The organism is Pseudomonas sp. RIT-PI-q, from assembly GCF_001297125.1.
In the GTDB taxonomy this organism is placed as follows: Bacteria; Pseudomonadota; Gammaproteobacteria; order Pseudomonadales; family Pseudomonadaceae; genus Aquipseudomonas.
This window is the reverse complement of record NZ_LHPC01000021.1, coordinates 161,386-173,782: the sequence shown is the minus strand read 5'-3', so window position 1 is coordinate 173,782 and position 12,397 is coordinate 161,386. Positions and strand designations below refer to the sequence as shown.

18 protein-coding genes are annotated in these 12,397 nt (G+C 58.7%); 10 read left to right on the top strand and 8 right to left on the bottom strand.

The window, feature by feature from the left end:
• Positions 1-20: 20 nt before the first annotated feature.
• The 6 genes from AEQ67_RS07570 to AEQ67_RS07545 form a co-directional block, all read right to left on the bottom strand.
• A complete protein-coding gene (locus AEQ67_RS07570; RefSeq protein WP_007912386.1) occupies positions 21-260 on the bottom strand; it encodes a BolA family protein in 240 nt (79 codons plus the stop codon).
• A gap of 114 nt (positions 261-374) precedes the next feature.
• Entirely contained in the window at positions 375-680 is a 306-nt protein-coding gene (locus AEQ67_RS07565) for an STAS domain-containing protein (RefSeq protein WP_059403261.1), read from the bottom strand.
• Positions 677-1,333, bottom strand: a complete 657-nt coding sequence (locus AEQ67_RS07560) for an MlaC/ttg2D family ABC transporter substrate-binding protein (protein ID WP_059403260.1) — start codon at positions 1,331-1,333, stop codon at positions 677-679. Before AEQ67_RS07560 ends, AEQ67_RS07565 begins: the two co-directional genes overlap by 4 nt.
• Positions 1,334-1,344: 11 nt before the next feature.
• On the bottom strand, positions 1,345-1,812 hold the full coding sequence (mlaD, locus tag AEQ67_RS07555) for an outer membrane lipid asymmetry maintenance protein MlaD (protein WP_059403259.1): 468 nt from the start codon (positions 1,810-1,812) through the stop codon (positions 1,345-1,347).
• The gene (gene mlaE, locus AEQ67_RS07550; protein WP_059403258.1) at positions 1,812-2,609 is read right to left on the bottom strand and encodes a lipid asymmetry maintenance ABC transporter permease subunit MlaE; all 798 of its coding nucleotides are present in this window, start codon (positions 2,607-2,609) and stop codon (positions 1,812-1,814) included. Before mlaE ends, mlaD begins: the two co-directional genes overlap by 1 nt.
• A complete protein-coding gene (locus AEQ67_RS07545) occupies positions 2,609-3,418 on the bottom strand; it encodes an ATP-binding cassette domain-containing protein (protein ID WP_059403257.1) in 810 nt (269 codons plus the stop codon). The genes mlaE and AEQ67_RS07545 overlap by 1 nt, the downstream gene beginning before the upstream one ends.
• A gap of 272 nt (positions 3,419-3,690) precedes the next feature.
• Between AEQ67_RS07545 and AEQ67_RS07540 the strand changes: the two genes are divergently transcribed.
• The 10 genes from AEQ67_RS07540 to AEQ67_RS07495 all read left to right on the top strand — a co-directional run bounded on the left by AEQ67_RS07540 (position 3,691) and on the right by AEQ67_RS07495 (position 10,714).
• Positions 3,691-4,665 carry a KpsF/GutQ family sugar-phosphate isomerase gene (locus AEQ67_RS07540; RefSeq protein WP_059403256.1) on the top strand — a complete coding sequence of 325 codons (975 nt, stop codon included), beginning with the start codon at positions 3,691-3,693 and terminating at the stop codon, positions 4,663-4,665.
• Complete coding sequence (locus AEQ67_RS07535; RefSeq protein ID WP_059403255.1) at positions 4,665-5,189, top strand: KdsC family phosphatase; 525 nt, start codon at positions 4,665-4,667, stop codon at positions 5,187-5,189. Before AEQ67_RS07540 ends, AEQ67_RS07535 begins: the two co-directional genes overlap by 1 nt.
• A gap of 7 nt (positions 5,190-5,196) precedes the next feature.
• Positions 5,197-5,769 carry an LPS export ABC transporter periplasmic protein LptC gene (gene lptC / locus AEQ67_RS07530; protein ID WP_059403254.1) on the top strand — a complete coding sequence of 191 codons (573 nt, stop codon included), beginning with the start codon at positions 5,197-5,199 and terminating at the stop codon, positions 5,767-5,769.
• Positions 5,756-6,304: a lipopolysaccharide transport periplasmic protein LptA gene (gene lptA, locus AEQ67_RS07525; RefSeq protein WP_059403253.1), complete on the top strand. Its 549-nt coding sequence runs from the start codon at positions 5,756-5,758 to the stop codon at positions 6,302-6,304. Before lptC ends, lptA begins: the two co-directional genes overlap by 14 nt.
• On the top strand, positions 6,304-7,029 hold the full coding sequence (gene lptB / locus AEQ67_RS07520; RefSeq protein ID WP_045061453.1) for an LPS export ABC transporter ATP-binding protein: 726 nt from the start codon (positions 6,304-6,306) through the stop codon (positions 7,027-7,029). The genes lptA and lptB overlap by 1 nt, the downstream gene beginning before the upstream one ends.
• Before the next feature lie 183 nt (positions 7,030-7,212).
• On the top strand, positions 7,213-8,706 hold the full coding sequence (locus AEQ67_RS07515; protein ID WP_032828652.1) for an RNA polymerase factor sigma-54: 1,494 nt from the start codon (positions 7,213-7,215) through the stop codon (positions 8,704-8,706).
• A 74-nt stretch (positions 8,707-8,780) separates the two neighbouring features.
• On the top strand, positions 8,781-9,089 hold the full coding sequence (gene hpf, locus AEQ67_RS07510; protein WP_054049907.1) for a ribosome hibernation-promoting factor, HPF/YfiA family: 309 nt from the start codon (positions 8,781-8,783) through the stop codon (positions 9,087-9,089).
• Between the two features lie 12 nt (positions 9,090-9,101).
• On the top strand, positions 9,102-9,566 hold the full coding sequence (gene ptsN, locus AEQ67_RS07505) for a PTS IIA-like nitrogen regulatory protein PtsN (RefSeq protein WP_059403252.1): 465 nt from the start codon (positions 9,102-9,104) through the stop codon (positions 9,564-9,566).
• Between the two features lie 2 nt (positions 9,567-9,568).
• Positions 9,569-10,426 (top strand): RNase adapter RapZ, encoded by an 858-nt coding sequence (gene rapZ, locus AEQ67_RS07500; RefSeq protein WP_059403251.1) that lies wholly within the window; start codon positions 9,569-9,571, stop codon positions 10,424-10,426.
• Positions 10,427-10,441: 15 nt separating this feature from the next.
• Complete coding sequence (locus AEQ67_RS07495; RefSeq protein ID WP_059403250.1) at positions 10,442-10,714, top strand: HPr family phosphocarrier protein; 273 nt, start codon at positions 10,442-10,444, stop codon at positions 10,712-10,714.
• Positions 10,715-10,862: 148 nt separating this feature from the next.
• On the opposite strand, the gene AEQ67_RS07490 is transcribed toward AEQ67_RS07495, so the two are convergent.
• On the bottom strand, positions 10,863-11,756 hold the full coding sequence (locus AEQ67_RS07490) for a ZIP family metal transporter (protein WP_059403249.1): 894 nt from the start codon (positions 11,754-11,756) through the stop codon (positions 10,863-10,865).
• A gap of 28 nt (positions 11,757-11,784) precedes the next feature.
• Complete coding sequence (locus AEQ67_RS07485) at positions 11,785-12,396, bottom strand: superoxide dismutase (protein ID WP_059403248.1); 612 nt, start codon at positions 12,394-12,396, stop codon at positions 11,785-11,787.
• Position 12,397 lies beyond the last annotated feature (1 nt).

The window sequence follows — 12,397 nt, the reverse complement described above, 5'->3', positions numbered from 1 at the left end:
GAATCTCGACGCCCTTGGGCTCAGGTGCGCTCGGCCCAGGCCGCGCTGCTGAAAAATTTCATAGTGACCGCATGGATGCTGCCATCGGTGATCCATGGGTTCAAATGGGCATAGATCTGCTGCTGACGCTTCACCGGGCTCAACGCCGCCAGTTCATCGCTAATCACGTTCAGCTGAAAGTTGCAGCCTTCGCCCTCAACTTCTACCAGCGTTCCGGGCAGCTTTCCTTCAAGGAAGCTCTTCACTTCTACGGCCTGCATGCTCAACCTCAATCGGCGCCCTGTGCGCGCGGGTCGGACATCATACAAAAAAGCCCCGCGCCTGCGAACCCCGCGAAGCAGGACTCTGACGGGGGGCTTCTTTATAGATGCTGGTTAGGGATGCGCCAACAGCTCGGTCAGCTCGCTGACCTGAGCGATTTCACGCATGTCTTCTGGCATCCCGCGGATGCTCCACGCCTTGCCGGCCGCTTCTGCGTCACGCATGAAGCACAGCAATAGCGACAAGCCGACACTGCTGGACTTCAACACTGCCGTGCAATCGACCACCAGCGTAGCGGCTTTGCTGGACTTGATCAGCGCCTCACCCTGCTTGCGCAAGCCAGGGCCGGTGCGGTAATCCAGCATGCCACTGAGCATCAGCTCGCCGGATTCGCTCATGCGAATCGCCGACACACTCATTGGGCTTGCTTCGCTGGAGCTTGCTTCTCGGTAGCTTCCTTGGCTTTGGCGACTTCCCCGGCCCAATTGTTGATGGTCTTGTCCAGGTCGTTGCCATTGCGCTGCATCGCATCAGCGAACTGATCGCGGAACAGCTTGCCGATGTTGATGCCATTGATGATGACGTTACGCAGCTTCCACTCGCCATTGATCTTTTCCAGTGTGTAAGACACAGGATAGATCGCGCCACTGCTGCCTTTGACCGTCATGCCAACGCTTGTACGGTCTCCGGACTCGTCCTTGGCAGGTTCGACGACGATGCCTTGGTTGTTGTACTCAAGCAAGGCGTTGCCATAAAACTGGAACAGGCCCTTTTTGAAGTTTTCCTGGAACGTCTTCATTTGCGCAGGTGTGGCTTTGCGCGAGTATTTGACGGTCATGATGCTCTTGGAAATACCTTCGGCATCCACAACGGGCCCGACGATAGTATCCAGTGCTGCATAAAAGTCTTTCGGATCCTGCTTGTACTTTTCTTTGTTGGCGGCCAGATCGGCCAGCATCCGGGTCGTGGTGTCCTGTACCAGATCATGCGCGGAAGGCGCCGCCACGGCGTTAGCCATCAACGGCACGGCCGCGAGTAATACCAACAGGCCACGTCGCAAGGTAGAGATCATTCAAAAGCTCCTCATTTGGCGTCTTTGCTAACGGTATTGAGCAGGAATTTACCGATCAGGTCCTCAAGCACCAGCGACGACTGGGTGTCGTGGATAGTCCCACCATCCTTGAGCAGGGCTTGTTCCCCGCCCACGCTGATGCCGATGTACTTCTCGCCCAACAGGCCAGCGGTCAGAATAGATGCAGTGGAGTCAGTCGGCAGATTATCGACACTCTTTTCCAGCTGCATGGTCACTCGACCGGTGAAACTGTCGCGGTCCAGATCGATTGCCGTGACCTTGCCGATGGTCACACCGGCCATGGTCACTTTAGCTCTGACCGTCAAACCGGCGATATTGTCGAAATAGGCATAAAGTTTATACGTATCGGTGGTTGCGCTCGGGGACAGGCCACTTACCCGCAACGCCAGCAACAGCAAAGCCAGGATGCCAGCGAGCAAGAAAAGGCCGACACCTATTTCCAGGGTGCGGTTTTGCATCAGAAATCTCCAAACATCAAGGCGGTCAGAATAAAGTCCAGGCCGAGTACAGCCAAAGAGGCATACACCACGGTCTTGGTAGTGGCACGACTGATCCCCTCGGAAGTGGGCTCGCAGTCATAGCCTTGGAATACGGCGATCCAGGTCACGACAAAGGCGAAAACGACGCTTTTGATGATGCCGTTGAGCACATCGTCGGTAAACGTCACGCTGTTTTGCATGTTCGACCAGTAGGAACCTTCATAGACACCCAGCCAGTCGACGGCCACCCACGAACCGCCCCAGATACCCACCACGCTGAAAATCATCGCCAGCACCGGCAGGGAAATGAAGCCGGCCCACAGGCGCGGGGCAATGATGTACTTGAGCGGGTCGACACCAATCATTTCCAGGCTGGACAACTGCTCGGTCGATTTCATGTTGCCGATTTCGGCGGTCAGGGCCGAACCGGCACGCCCGGCGAACAGCAAGGCCGTGACCACCGGGCCCAGTTCACGCAGCAGTGTCAGCGCAACCATCTGCCCGACCGCCTGTTCCGAACCGTAGCTGGACAGGATGTTGAACCCTTGCAGCGCCAGCACCATGCCGATGAACACCCCGGAGACCACAATGATCACCAGGGACATCACGCCCACCGAATGCAGTTGCTTGACCAGCAGGCCAAACCCGCCACCGATGCCACCACGGCCGAGCAGGGCATGAAACAGGAAGATCGCCGAACGACCGAACACCCCGAGCACATCAATGCCGGAGTGACCGAAGCGGCGAACGCGTTCTATCAGTGAAATCTTGCGCATCAACGCTTCCCCAGAAGATCTGCGCGGTAATCCGTCGCTGGAAAGTGGTATGCGACCGGACCGTCGGGTTCGCCTGTCATGAATTGACGGATGCGTGGTTCCTGCGAGTTCATCAGTTCCTCGGGAGTGCCCTGCCCCAACACCTGGCCTTCGCCGACAACATAGATGTAATCGGCGATGCTCGCCGTCTCGGCCAGGTCGTGGGAAACCACGATACTGGTGATGCCCAGCGCATCGTTGAGCAGGCGGATCAGGCGCACCAGCACGCCCATGGCGATCGGGTCCTGGCCGACAAAGGGCTCGTCATACATGAGGATCTGCGGATCGAGTGCAATCGCCCGGGCCAGCGCGACACGGCGCTTCATGCCGCCGGACAGCTCGTCAGGCATCAGGTCGATGGCGCCACGCAAACCTACGGCCTGCAATTTGAGCAGCACGATGTCCCGGATCATTTCTTCCGGCAGTTCGGTATGAACGCGCAGCGGAAAGGCGACGTTCTCGAACACATCGAGGTCGGTAAACAGCGCGCCGCTCTGAAACAGCACGCCCATGTGCTTGCGCGCATCGAACAGATCGCTGCGCGACAATTTCGGCAGATTCTGGCCGTTGACCCAGACTTCGCCCTTGGTGGGGCGCAACTGTGCGCCCATCAGCCGCAACAGCGTGGTCTTGCCACACCCGGAAGGTCCCATGATGCCGGTGACCTTGCCGCGCGGGATACGGATATCGACGTTATTGAAAATGCTGCGCGCGCCGCGCTTGAAGGTCAGTCCCTTCAGCTCGACCGCGTAGGCTTTATCGGCACTCATCTAAACTCCTTGCGATGCAGCCTCTCACTCGGACGCCTGACTTTCTGGCGAAAGCACATACCTCCCGGGCAGGCCGAACTGGCGGCGAACTATATCACTGCGCAGGCCAAGCGCCAAAGGCCCAAGCCGGGCCATATTCAGCAACATGACAGGTAAAACGCTTCATTTAGAGGGATTCAGTAACAACGGATTACAATGCGCGACGAACTTGCGTGAGGGTTTCGATCATTACCGTTATAATCGCCGCCTTTTCAGGCTATACGATTTCTAACATGAGCCAATCCAGCGACCTGATTCAATCTGCACAACGCACCATCCGCCTCGAACTGGAAGCCGTACAAGGCTTGCTACCCCGTATCGACGCAGATTTCGTACGCGCTTGCGAGTTGATTCTGGCCAGCAAGGGCCGCGTAGTCGTGGTCGGCATGGGCAAATCCGGGCACATCGGCAACAAGATCGCCGCCACCCTGGCCAGCACCGGCACCACGGCCTTTTTCGTGCACCCCGCCGAAGCCAGCCACGGCGACATGGGCATGATTACCCGCGACGACATTATCCTGGCCCTGTCGAATTCCGGCTCCACTAACGAAATCATTACCCTGCTGCCGCTGATCAAGCGCCTGGGCATTCAGCTGATCAGCCTGACCGGCAACCCCGATTCACCGCTGGCCAAGGCTGCCGAGGTCAACCTGAACGTTCACGTCGAGCACGAAGCCTGCCCGCTGAACCTCGCGCCGACCTCGTCGACCACCGCCGCATTGGTCATGGGCGACGCCCTGGCCGTTGCGCTACTGGAAGCCCGTGGTTTTACAGCTGAAGATTTCGCCTTTTCCCACCCGGGCGGCGCACTGGGCCGACGCCTGCTGCTGAAAGTGGAAAACGTCATGCACGCCGGAAAAGAGCTGCCGCAAGTTCCGCGCGGCACCCTGCTCAAGGACGCGCTGATGGAAATGACCCGCAAAGGCCTGGGCATGACGGCGATCCTCGAAGCCGATGGCAAACTTGCCGGGATCTTCACCGACGGTGATTTGCGTCGCACGCTGGACCGCACCATCGATATCCATCACGCGACCATCGACGAGGTCATGACCGTTCACGGCAAGACCGCCCGTCCCGACATGTTGGCGGCCGAGGCCCTGAAAATCATGGAAGACCATCGAATCAATGCGCTGGTGGTGGTGGACAAGGAGGACCGTCCTATTGGTGCCTTCAACCTCTCCGACTTGCTGCGCGCAGGAGTAATGTAATGAGCACCGATCTACTGCAACGCGGCAAGCACATCAAACTGGCGGTGTTCGACGTCGATGGCGTGCTGACCGACGGACGCCTGTACTTCCTCGAAGACGGCAGCGAATTCAAGACGTTCAACACCCTCGACGGCCAGGGCATCAAGATGTTGATGGCAGCCGGCGTGCAGACGGCTATCATCAGCGGCCGCAAGACGCCGGTAGTGGAGCGACGTGCGAAGAACCTCGGCATTCCACACCTGTTCCAGGGCCGCGAAGACAAACTGGTGGTACTCGACGGGCTTCTTGCCCAGCTCAACCTAAGCTATGAAGAAGTGGCCTATCTCGGCGACGACCTGCCCGACCTGCCGGTGATTCGCCGTGTCGGCCTGGGCATGGCGGTGGCCAATGCCGCCAGCTTCGTGCGCGAACACGCTCACGGCATCACCCAGGCCCGTGGTGGCGAGGGTGCCGCTCGCGAATTCTGCGAATTGATCCTGCGCGCCCAGGGCCGCCTCGATGCGGCCAACGCTGCGTACCTGTGAGCCAACTATGCTGAGCAAAAAGATTCGCAACATCCTGGTGTTCGGTAGCATCGCAGCGATATTCGCTGCGGTCGGCTACTGGAACATCAGCCCGGAACGCTTCCTCGACAAACCGGTGGTCAAAGTCGATGAAACCGCGATCGACTATTACGCCATCAACGCCCACAGCGTGCAGTACCTGCCCGATGGTGGCCTGCAATACGAAATGACGTCCGACAAGGTCGAGCACCTGAAAGCGACTGAAGTGACGTTGCTGACCAACCCGGACCTGAACATGTTTCGCGGCACCGAGTTTCCCTGGCATGTCCAGAGTGAGCGCGGCGAAGTCAATCCCGACGGCACTCAAGTCGAACTGATCGACTCGGTACGCATCACACGTTTCGACGAGAAGAACCGCAAAACCCTGATTACCACCACCCGTATGACTGTGTTCCCGCAGCAGCAATATGCGCAGACCGATCAACCCGTTAGAATCGACGGCGCTGGCGGTGTATCGACAGGCAACGGCATGAAAGCGTACTTGAAAGAAAGCAGGATACACCTGCTATCGAACGTAAGAGGACAGTATGAGGCTCGTTAAAACTCTCCCTATTTTGCTCAGTCTGGGCGCAGCACTGGGAAGCGTGAGCGCCTGGGCTCTGCCGAACGATCAAGAGCAGCCTATCCGCATTCAAGCCGACGATGCCCAGCTGGACGACAAAAATGGCGTTGCCACCTATAAAGGTGACGTGATCATTACCCAGGGTTCGATGAAGGTCACCGGCAACACCGTGACGATCACCCGCACCTCGACCGGCGATATCGACGTGGTGACCTCGGTGGGCAACCTCGCCTACTTCGAGCAACTGCAAACTGCTGGCGACACCAAGCCTGTTCAGGGCTGGGGCGTGACCATCCAGTACCACGCCTCGCAAAACCGTGTCGTGCTGATCGATCGCGCCAAAGTCATCGACAAGGACAACAACACCACCCAGGGCGAAAAAATCGTCTACGACACGGTCAAAAAGCTTGCGAGCGCCGGTCGCGCCACAGGCAACAAGGTTACCGAGTCGCGTCCGCGCATCGACATGGTGATCCAGCCGAAGAAGAAAACCGACGAGCAGAAGGCCCAGTAATGGCAACTCTGAAAGCTCAGCACTTGGCCAAGAGCTACAAGAGCCGCCAGGTCGTGCGCGACGTCAGCCTGTCCATCGACAGCGGTCAGATCGTCGGCCTGCTTGGCCCGAACGGCGCCGGCAAAACCACCTGTTTCTATATGATCGTCGGCCTGGTTCAGGCGGATCAGGGCCGCGTTCTGATCGACGATCTGGACGTCAGCCACCAGCCGATGCACGGTCGCGCAAAGGCCGGTATCGGCTATCTTCCGCAAGAAGCGTCGATCTTCCGCAAACTCTCGGTGGCCGATAACATCATGGCGATCCTCGAGACCCGCAAGGAACTCGACAAGGCCGGTCGTCGCAAGGAGCTGGAAAGCCTGCTGCAGGAATTCCACATCAGCCACATCCGCGACAACCTCGGCATGAGCCTGTCCGGTGGTGAACGCCGCCGCGTGGAAATTGCCCGGGCACTGGCGACCAACCCGAAATTCATCCTTCTCGACGAACCCTTTGCCGGTGTTGACCCGATTTCGGTGGGCGACATCAAGCAGATCATCCATCACCTCAAGGCCAAGGGCATTGGCGTGCTGATCACTGACCACAACGTCCGTGAAACCCTGGATATCTGCGAAACCGCCTACATCGTCAACGATGGCCAGCTGATCGCCGAAGGTGACTCTGCCACCATCCTGGCCAACGACCTGGTCAAGGAAGTGTACCTGGGCCATGAGTTCCGCCTGTAAGCGCTGAGGTGCCTGGCTAGTCGACCGAGCGCTTGTCTCGATAAAAATCAACATTTTTTTATTGTTACGGCGCTCTAGGCAAACGCTGCAGTTTCGGGCATATAATTTGCTTATGTTTGGCGCTTCGGCGCCCTGTAGTGGATGGCGCATGTGCGCCGGCGAATAAGGTGTTAAGCCCCTGCCATGAAACCATCGCTAGTCTTGAGAATGGGCCAGCAGCTGACGATGACACCGCAGCTGCAACAGGCCATCCGCCTGCTCCAATTGTCGACCCTGGACCTGCAACAGGAAATCCAGGAGGCCCTGGAGTCCAATCCGATGCTCGAACGCCAGGAAGAAGGCGACGACTTCGATAACGCCGACCCCTTGGCCGACAAAGCCGAACAGCAACCCAATGCCGATGTTTCGGAACCCTCCTATCAGGAAACCGCCCCGACGGTGGATAACCTCGAAGAAGGCGACTGGAACGAGCGCATTCCCAACGAGCTGCCCGTCGATACCGCATGGGAAGACGTCTACCAGACCAGCGCCAGCAGCCTGCCGAGCAACGATGACGACGAGTGGGATTTCACCACCCGCACGTCGGCCGGCGAAAGCCTGCAAAGCCACCTGCTGTGGCAACTGAACCTGGCACCGATGTCCGACACCGATCGCCTGATCGCCGTGACCCTGATCGACTGCATCAACAATCAGGGCTACCTGGACGAAACCCTTGAGGAAATCCTCGAAGCCTTCGATCCGGAACTGGACATCGAACTGGACGAAATCGAAGCCGTCCTGCATCGCATCCAGCAATTCGAACCGGCCGGCATTGGCGCCCGCAACCTGGGCGAATGCCTGCTGCTGCAATTGCGCCAGCTACCCGCCAAAACACCTTGGCTGGCCGAGGCCAAGCGCCTGGTCACCGATTACATCGACTTGCTCGGCAGCCGCGACTACAGCCAGCTGATGCGCCGCATGAAGCTCAAGGAAGATGAACTGCGCCAGGTGATCGAGCTGGTACAGAGCCTCAACCCGCGCCCCGGCTCGCAGATCGAGTCCAGCGAAGCCGAATACGTCGTTCCCGACGTGATCGTGCGCAAGGACAACGAACGCTGGCTGGTAGAGCTCAATCAGGAGTCGGTGCCACGGCTGCGGGTCAACGCCCAATACGCCGGTTTTGTGCGTCGCGCCGATACCAGTGCCGACAACACCTTCATGCGCAATCAGTTGCAAGAGGCCCGCTGGTTCATCAAGAGCCTGCAAAGCCGCAACGAAACCCTGATGAAAGTGGCCACCCAGATCGTCGAGCATCAACGCGGCTTCCTGGAATACGGCGACGAAGCCATGAAACCGCTGGTCCTGCATGACATCGCCGAAGCGGTCGGCATGCACGAGTCGACGATTTCCCGGGTGACCACGCAAAAATTCATGCATACCCCACGGGGCATCTATGAATTGAAATACTTTTTCTCCAGCCACGTCAGCACCTCCGAGGGCGGTGAATGCTCGTCCACGGCGATTCGCGCGATCATCAAAAAACTGGTTGCCGCGGAAAATCAGAAAAAGCCGTTGAGTGACAGCAAGATCGCTGGTTTACTGGAGGCACAAGGCATTCAGGTGGCTCGCCGCACCGTCGCCAAGTACCGCGAGTCCTTAGGAATCGCGCCTTCGAGCGAACGTAAGCGGTTGATGTAGAGCCACGCCACAGCGTTCCAGTGGCAGGTACTTTTACCTGCCGCTTTATGCACTGGCAACGAAGGAGAAGCTGTATGCAAGTCAACATCAGTGGACACCAACTGGAAGTGACCGAACCCCTGCGCGCCTACATCGGCGAAAAACTTGAACGATTGGAGCGGCATTTCGACAAGATCACCAATGTTCAAGTGACGATGACGGTCGAAAAGCTGAAGCAGAAAATCGAAGCCACCCTGCATATTCCCGGCAGTGAAGTGGTCGCAAACGCGGAGCATACCGATATGTACGCGGCGATCGACTCACTGACCGACAAGCTGGATAAACAACTCAAAAAGCATAAGGAAAAGACCCAGAGCCTCCTCCAGGGCGCAACCGGTCGTTAACACTCCCAACCCATGATCCGACTTGAAAGCATCCTGACCCCCGGCCGTTCCCTCGTGAACGTGCCGGGCGGCAGTAAAAAGAAAGCCCTCGAACAAATTGCCAACCTAATCCACCGCGAAGTGCCGGATCTGGCTATGCAGGATGTCTTCGAGAGTCTGGTCGCCCGTGAAAAACTCGGTTCGACCGGTTTTGGCAACGGCATCGCCATCCCCCACTGCCGTCTGAAGGGCTGCACCGCACCCATCAGCGCCTTGATGCACCTCGACGCCCCTATCGATTTCGACGCCATCGACGGCGCCCCGGTTGACCTGCTGTTCGTGCTGTTGGTCCCGGAAGCCGCCACCGATGCGCACCTGGAGCTACTGCGCCAGATCGCCAGCATGCTCGATCGCAAGGAAGTGCGCGAAAAACTGCGCAGCGCCCCGAGCAATGAAGCCTTGTATCAGGTTGTCCTGGACGAGCAAAACGGTCAGTAATCATGCGTTTGATCATCGTCAGTGGCCGTTCCGGCTCAGGTAAAAGTACCGCGCTCGATGTCCTCGAGGACAACGGCTACTACTGCATCGATAACTTGCCCGCCGGCCTGCTGCCGGAGTTGGCCGAACGCGCACTGATTCACACTGAGCTGGCACAGCCGCTGGTTGCCGTATCGATTGATGCACGCAACTTGCCTAGCCACCTGTCGCGCTTTCCGGAACTGCTCGAAGAAGTCCGCAGCCGGCATATCCAGTGCGATGTCTTGTATCTGGATGCCGACGAAGAAACCCTGCTCAAGCGCTTTTCGGAAACCCGCCGTCGTCACCCGCTGAGCAACGCCAATCGCTCGCTGGCCGAAGCGATCAACGATGAAACCAGCTTGCTCGGGCCGATTGCCGACCTTGCCGATCTCAAAGTCAACACCACCAACCTGAACCTGTATCAACTGCGCGACACCATCAAGCTGCGCCTGTTGAACCAGCCGGAACCCGGCACTGCGTTCCTGGTGGAGTCTTTCGGTTTCAAGCGTGGCATGCCGGTGGACGCCGATCTGGTGTTCGACGTGCGCTGCCTGCCAAACCCTTACTGGAAGCCGGAGCTGCGTGAGCAATCCGGACTCGATCAACCGGTTGCCGAGTACCTGGCGGCACAACCGGACGTGGAAGAAATGTTCCAGGACATCTCCACGTACCTGCTCAAGTGGCTGCCCCGCTTTGCCGCCAGCAACCGCGCTTATGTCACCATTGCCATTGGCTGTACCGGCGGGCATCACCGCTCCGTCTACCTGACCGAACGTCTGGGTCAGACCCTGCAAAACACCCTGAAGAACGTCCAGGTCCGCCACCGCGACCTCAGCTAAAGGATTCACATCGCGATGCCTGCTCTGGAAATTGAAATCATCAACAAGCTGGGCCTGCATGCCCGTGCATCTGCAAAATTCGTTGGGGTCGCGGGTCAGTTCCCGTGCCAGATCAGGGCCGGGCGCACGCCTGAGTCCATGGTCGACGGTAAAAGCATCATGGCCATGATGATGCTGGCCGCCGGCAAGGGCACCAAAATCCATCTGAGCACCGAAGGCGAACAGGAACAGGAAGCGCTGGCTGCGCTGGTCGCGTTGATCAACAACTTCTTCGACGAAGGCGAGTAAACACTCTGTAGCAGCTGGCGAAGCCTGCCTTCGGCTGCGCAGCAGTCGTAAAATCAGATCTCGCGGTCTTACAGCGAAACCGTGCATTGCGGATTTACGACTGCTGCACAGCCGAACGCAGGCTTCGCCAACTGCTACACGGTCCGCGTCAGGCCAATGCGGTGTCCATGACCATCATCAGGCAAAACCCGATCAGCAGCCCCAGGCTGGCCAGTTTGTCGTGACCATTGCGGCGCGACTCGGGAATGACTTCGTGGGTGACCACCAACAGCATCGCCCCGGCTGCCAGTGCCAAGCCCAGGGGCAAGAGCAGTTCGGCCAGGCTCACCAGCCATGCGCACAACAACGCAAAGACCGGTTCGACCAACCCTGATGCAGCACCGATCAGGAACGCCTTGACCCGCGACATCCCGGCCCCGGCCAATACCAACGCGATCACCAGTCCTTCCGGCACATCCTGCAAGGCAATGCCCATGGCCAGACTGTCGGCGTCCGGCATACCGCCACCGGCCGACACACCGACCGCCATGCCTTCAGGGATGTTGTGGGCAATGATGGCAAACACAAACAACCAGATCCGCGGCGGGATCACCGGTCGCTCCAACGTGCCCACCAACATTTCCGGACTGGCCCCGGAGACTTTGCGGTCCACCAGATATAGCCCGAACGCGCCGAGCATGATGCCGAAGCTGATCAGGCCGCTGGCCGCCCAAGGCGTCAGCCCCAGGCCTTCAGCGGCGGAGATGCCTGGGACGATCAGCGAAAACGCCGTCGCCGCCAGCATAACCCCGGCACCGAAGCCGAGCAGCGAATCGCTGACCGCCTGCGGCATGCGCCGAATCACCAACACCGGCACCGCGCCCAACGCTGTACCCAAGGCGCAGATCGCCCCGCCTTGTAAAGCGCGCAGCAGTTTCGGCTCAAGGTCCAGCCACGCCAATCCCTGGGCAACGAATAGACTCATGCCCGCCAGCAGTAACAGCGATCCGAACGCGTAACGAAACATTCGTCCGCTGCCAATCGCCAGTGTTTCAGTGCCCATAGTCAGCCTTGGAATTTTTATAGAAGACTTAAACCAGCGCAGCCTGATAGCGCGCGGCGACTTCGGGCCAATTGATCACGTTGTAGAACGCGTTGATGTATTCAGGGCGGCGATTCTGATATTGCAGGTAGTACGCGTGCTCCCAGACGTCCAGGCCGAGGATCGGCGTATTGCCGTTCATCAACGGGCTGTCCTGGTTGCCGCTGCTTTCCACGACCAGAGTCTTTTGCGGGGTCACGCTCAGCCACGCCCAGCCGCTACCGAAACGGGTCAACGCGGCGTTGGTGAAGGCTTCCTTGAAACGCTCGAGGCCGCCCAGTTGCTCATCGATGGCCTTGGCCAACTCGCCTTCAGGTTTGCCGCCGCCGTGCGGTGCCATCACTTCCCAGAACAGCGAATGGTTGGCATGCCCGCCACCCTGGTTGATCACCGCAGCGCGCAGTTTCTCTGGCAGTTGCTGCACGGCGGCCACCAGTTTTTCCACCGGCCATTCGGCAAACTCGGTGCCTTCGACTGCGGCGTTGAGGTTGTTGATGTAGGTCTGGTGATGTTTGGTGTAGTGGATTTCCATGGTCTGCGCATCGATATGCGGTTCCAGGGCATCGTAGGCGTAAGGCAAGGCAGGTAAGGTAAAAGCCATT

What these genes read in the sequence shown, in the direction of transcription:
- AEQ67_RS07570 (WP_007912386.1), bottom strand. Translation starts at nt 260, where the DNA reads ATGCAGGCCGTAGAAGTGAAGAGCTTCCTTGAAGGAAAGCTGCCCGGA.
- AEQ67_RS07565 (WP_059403261.1), bottom strand. Translation starts at nt 680, where the DNA reads ATGAGTGTGTCGGCGATTCGCATGAGCGAATCCGGCGAGCTGATGCTC.
- AEQ67_RS07560 (WP_059403260.1), bottom strand. Translation starts at nt 1,333, where the DNA reads ATGATCTCTACCTTGCGACGTGGCCTGTTGGTATTACTCGCGGCCGTG.
- mlaD (WP_059403259.1), bottom strand. Translation starts at nt 1,812, where the DNA reads ATGCAAAACCGCACCCTGGAAATAGGTGTCGGCCTTTTCTTGCTCGCT.
- mlaE (WP_059403258.1), bottom strand. Translation starts at nt 2,609, where the DNA reads ATGCGCAAGATTTCACTGATAGAACGCGTTCGCCGCTTCGGTCACTCC.
- AEQ67_RS07545 (WP_059403257.1), bottom strand. Translation starts at nt 3,418, where the DNA reads ATGAGTGCCGATAAAGCCTACGCGGTCGAGCTGAAGGGACTGACCTTC.
- AEQ67_RS07540 (WP_059403256.1), top strand. Translation starts at nt 3,691, where the DNA reads ATGAGCCAATCCAGCGACCTGATTCAATCTGCACAACGCACCATCCGC.
- AEQ67_RS07535 (WP_059403255.1), top strand. Translation starts at nt 4,665, where the DNA reads ATGAGCACCGATCTACTGCAACGCGGCAAGCACATCAAACTGGCGGTG.
- lptC (WP_059403254.1), top strand. Translation starts at nt 5,197, where the DNA reads ATGCTGAGCAAAAAGATTCGCAACATCCTGGTGTTCGGTAGCATCGCA.
- lptA (WP_059403253.1), top strand. Translation starts at nt 5,756, where the DNA reads ATGAGGCTCGTTAAAACTCTCCCTATTTTGCTCAGTCTGGGCGCAGCA.
- lptB (WP_045061453.1), top strand. Translation starts at nt 6,304, where the DNA reads ATGGCAACTCTGAAAGCTCAGCACTTGGCCAAGAGCTACAAGAGCCGC.
- AEQ67_RS07515 (WP_032828652.1), top strand. Translation starts at nt 7,213, where the DNA reads ATGAAACCATCGCTAGTCTTGAGAATGGGCCAGCAGCTGACGATGACA.
- hpf (WP_054049907.1), top strand. Translation starts at nt 8,781, where the DNA reads ATGCAAGTCAACATCAGTGGACACCAACTGGAAGTGACCGAACCCCTG.
- ptsN (WP_059403252.1), top strand. Translation starts at nt 9,102, where the DNA reads ATGATCCGACTTGAAAGCATCCTGACCCCCGGCCGTTCCCTCGTGAAC.
- rapZ (WP_059403251.1), top strand. Translation starts at nt 9,569, where the DNA reads ATGCGTTTGATCATCGTCAGTGGCCGTTCCGGCTCAGGTAAAAGTACC.
- AEQ67_RS07495 (WP_059403250.1), top strand. Translation starts at nt 10,442, where the DNA reads ATGCCTGCTCTGGAAATTGAAATCATCAACAAGCTGGGCCTGCATGCC.
- AEQ67_RS07490 (WP_059403249.1), bottom strand. Translation starts at nt 11,756, where the DNA reads ATGGGCACTGAAACACTGGCGATTGGCAGCGGACGAATGTTTCGTTAC.
- AEQ67_RS07485 (WP_059403248.1), bottom strand. Translation starts at nt 12,396, where the DNA reads ATGGCTTTTACCTTACCTGCCTTGCCTTACGCCTACGATGCCCTGGAA.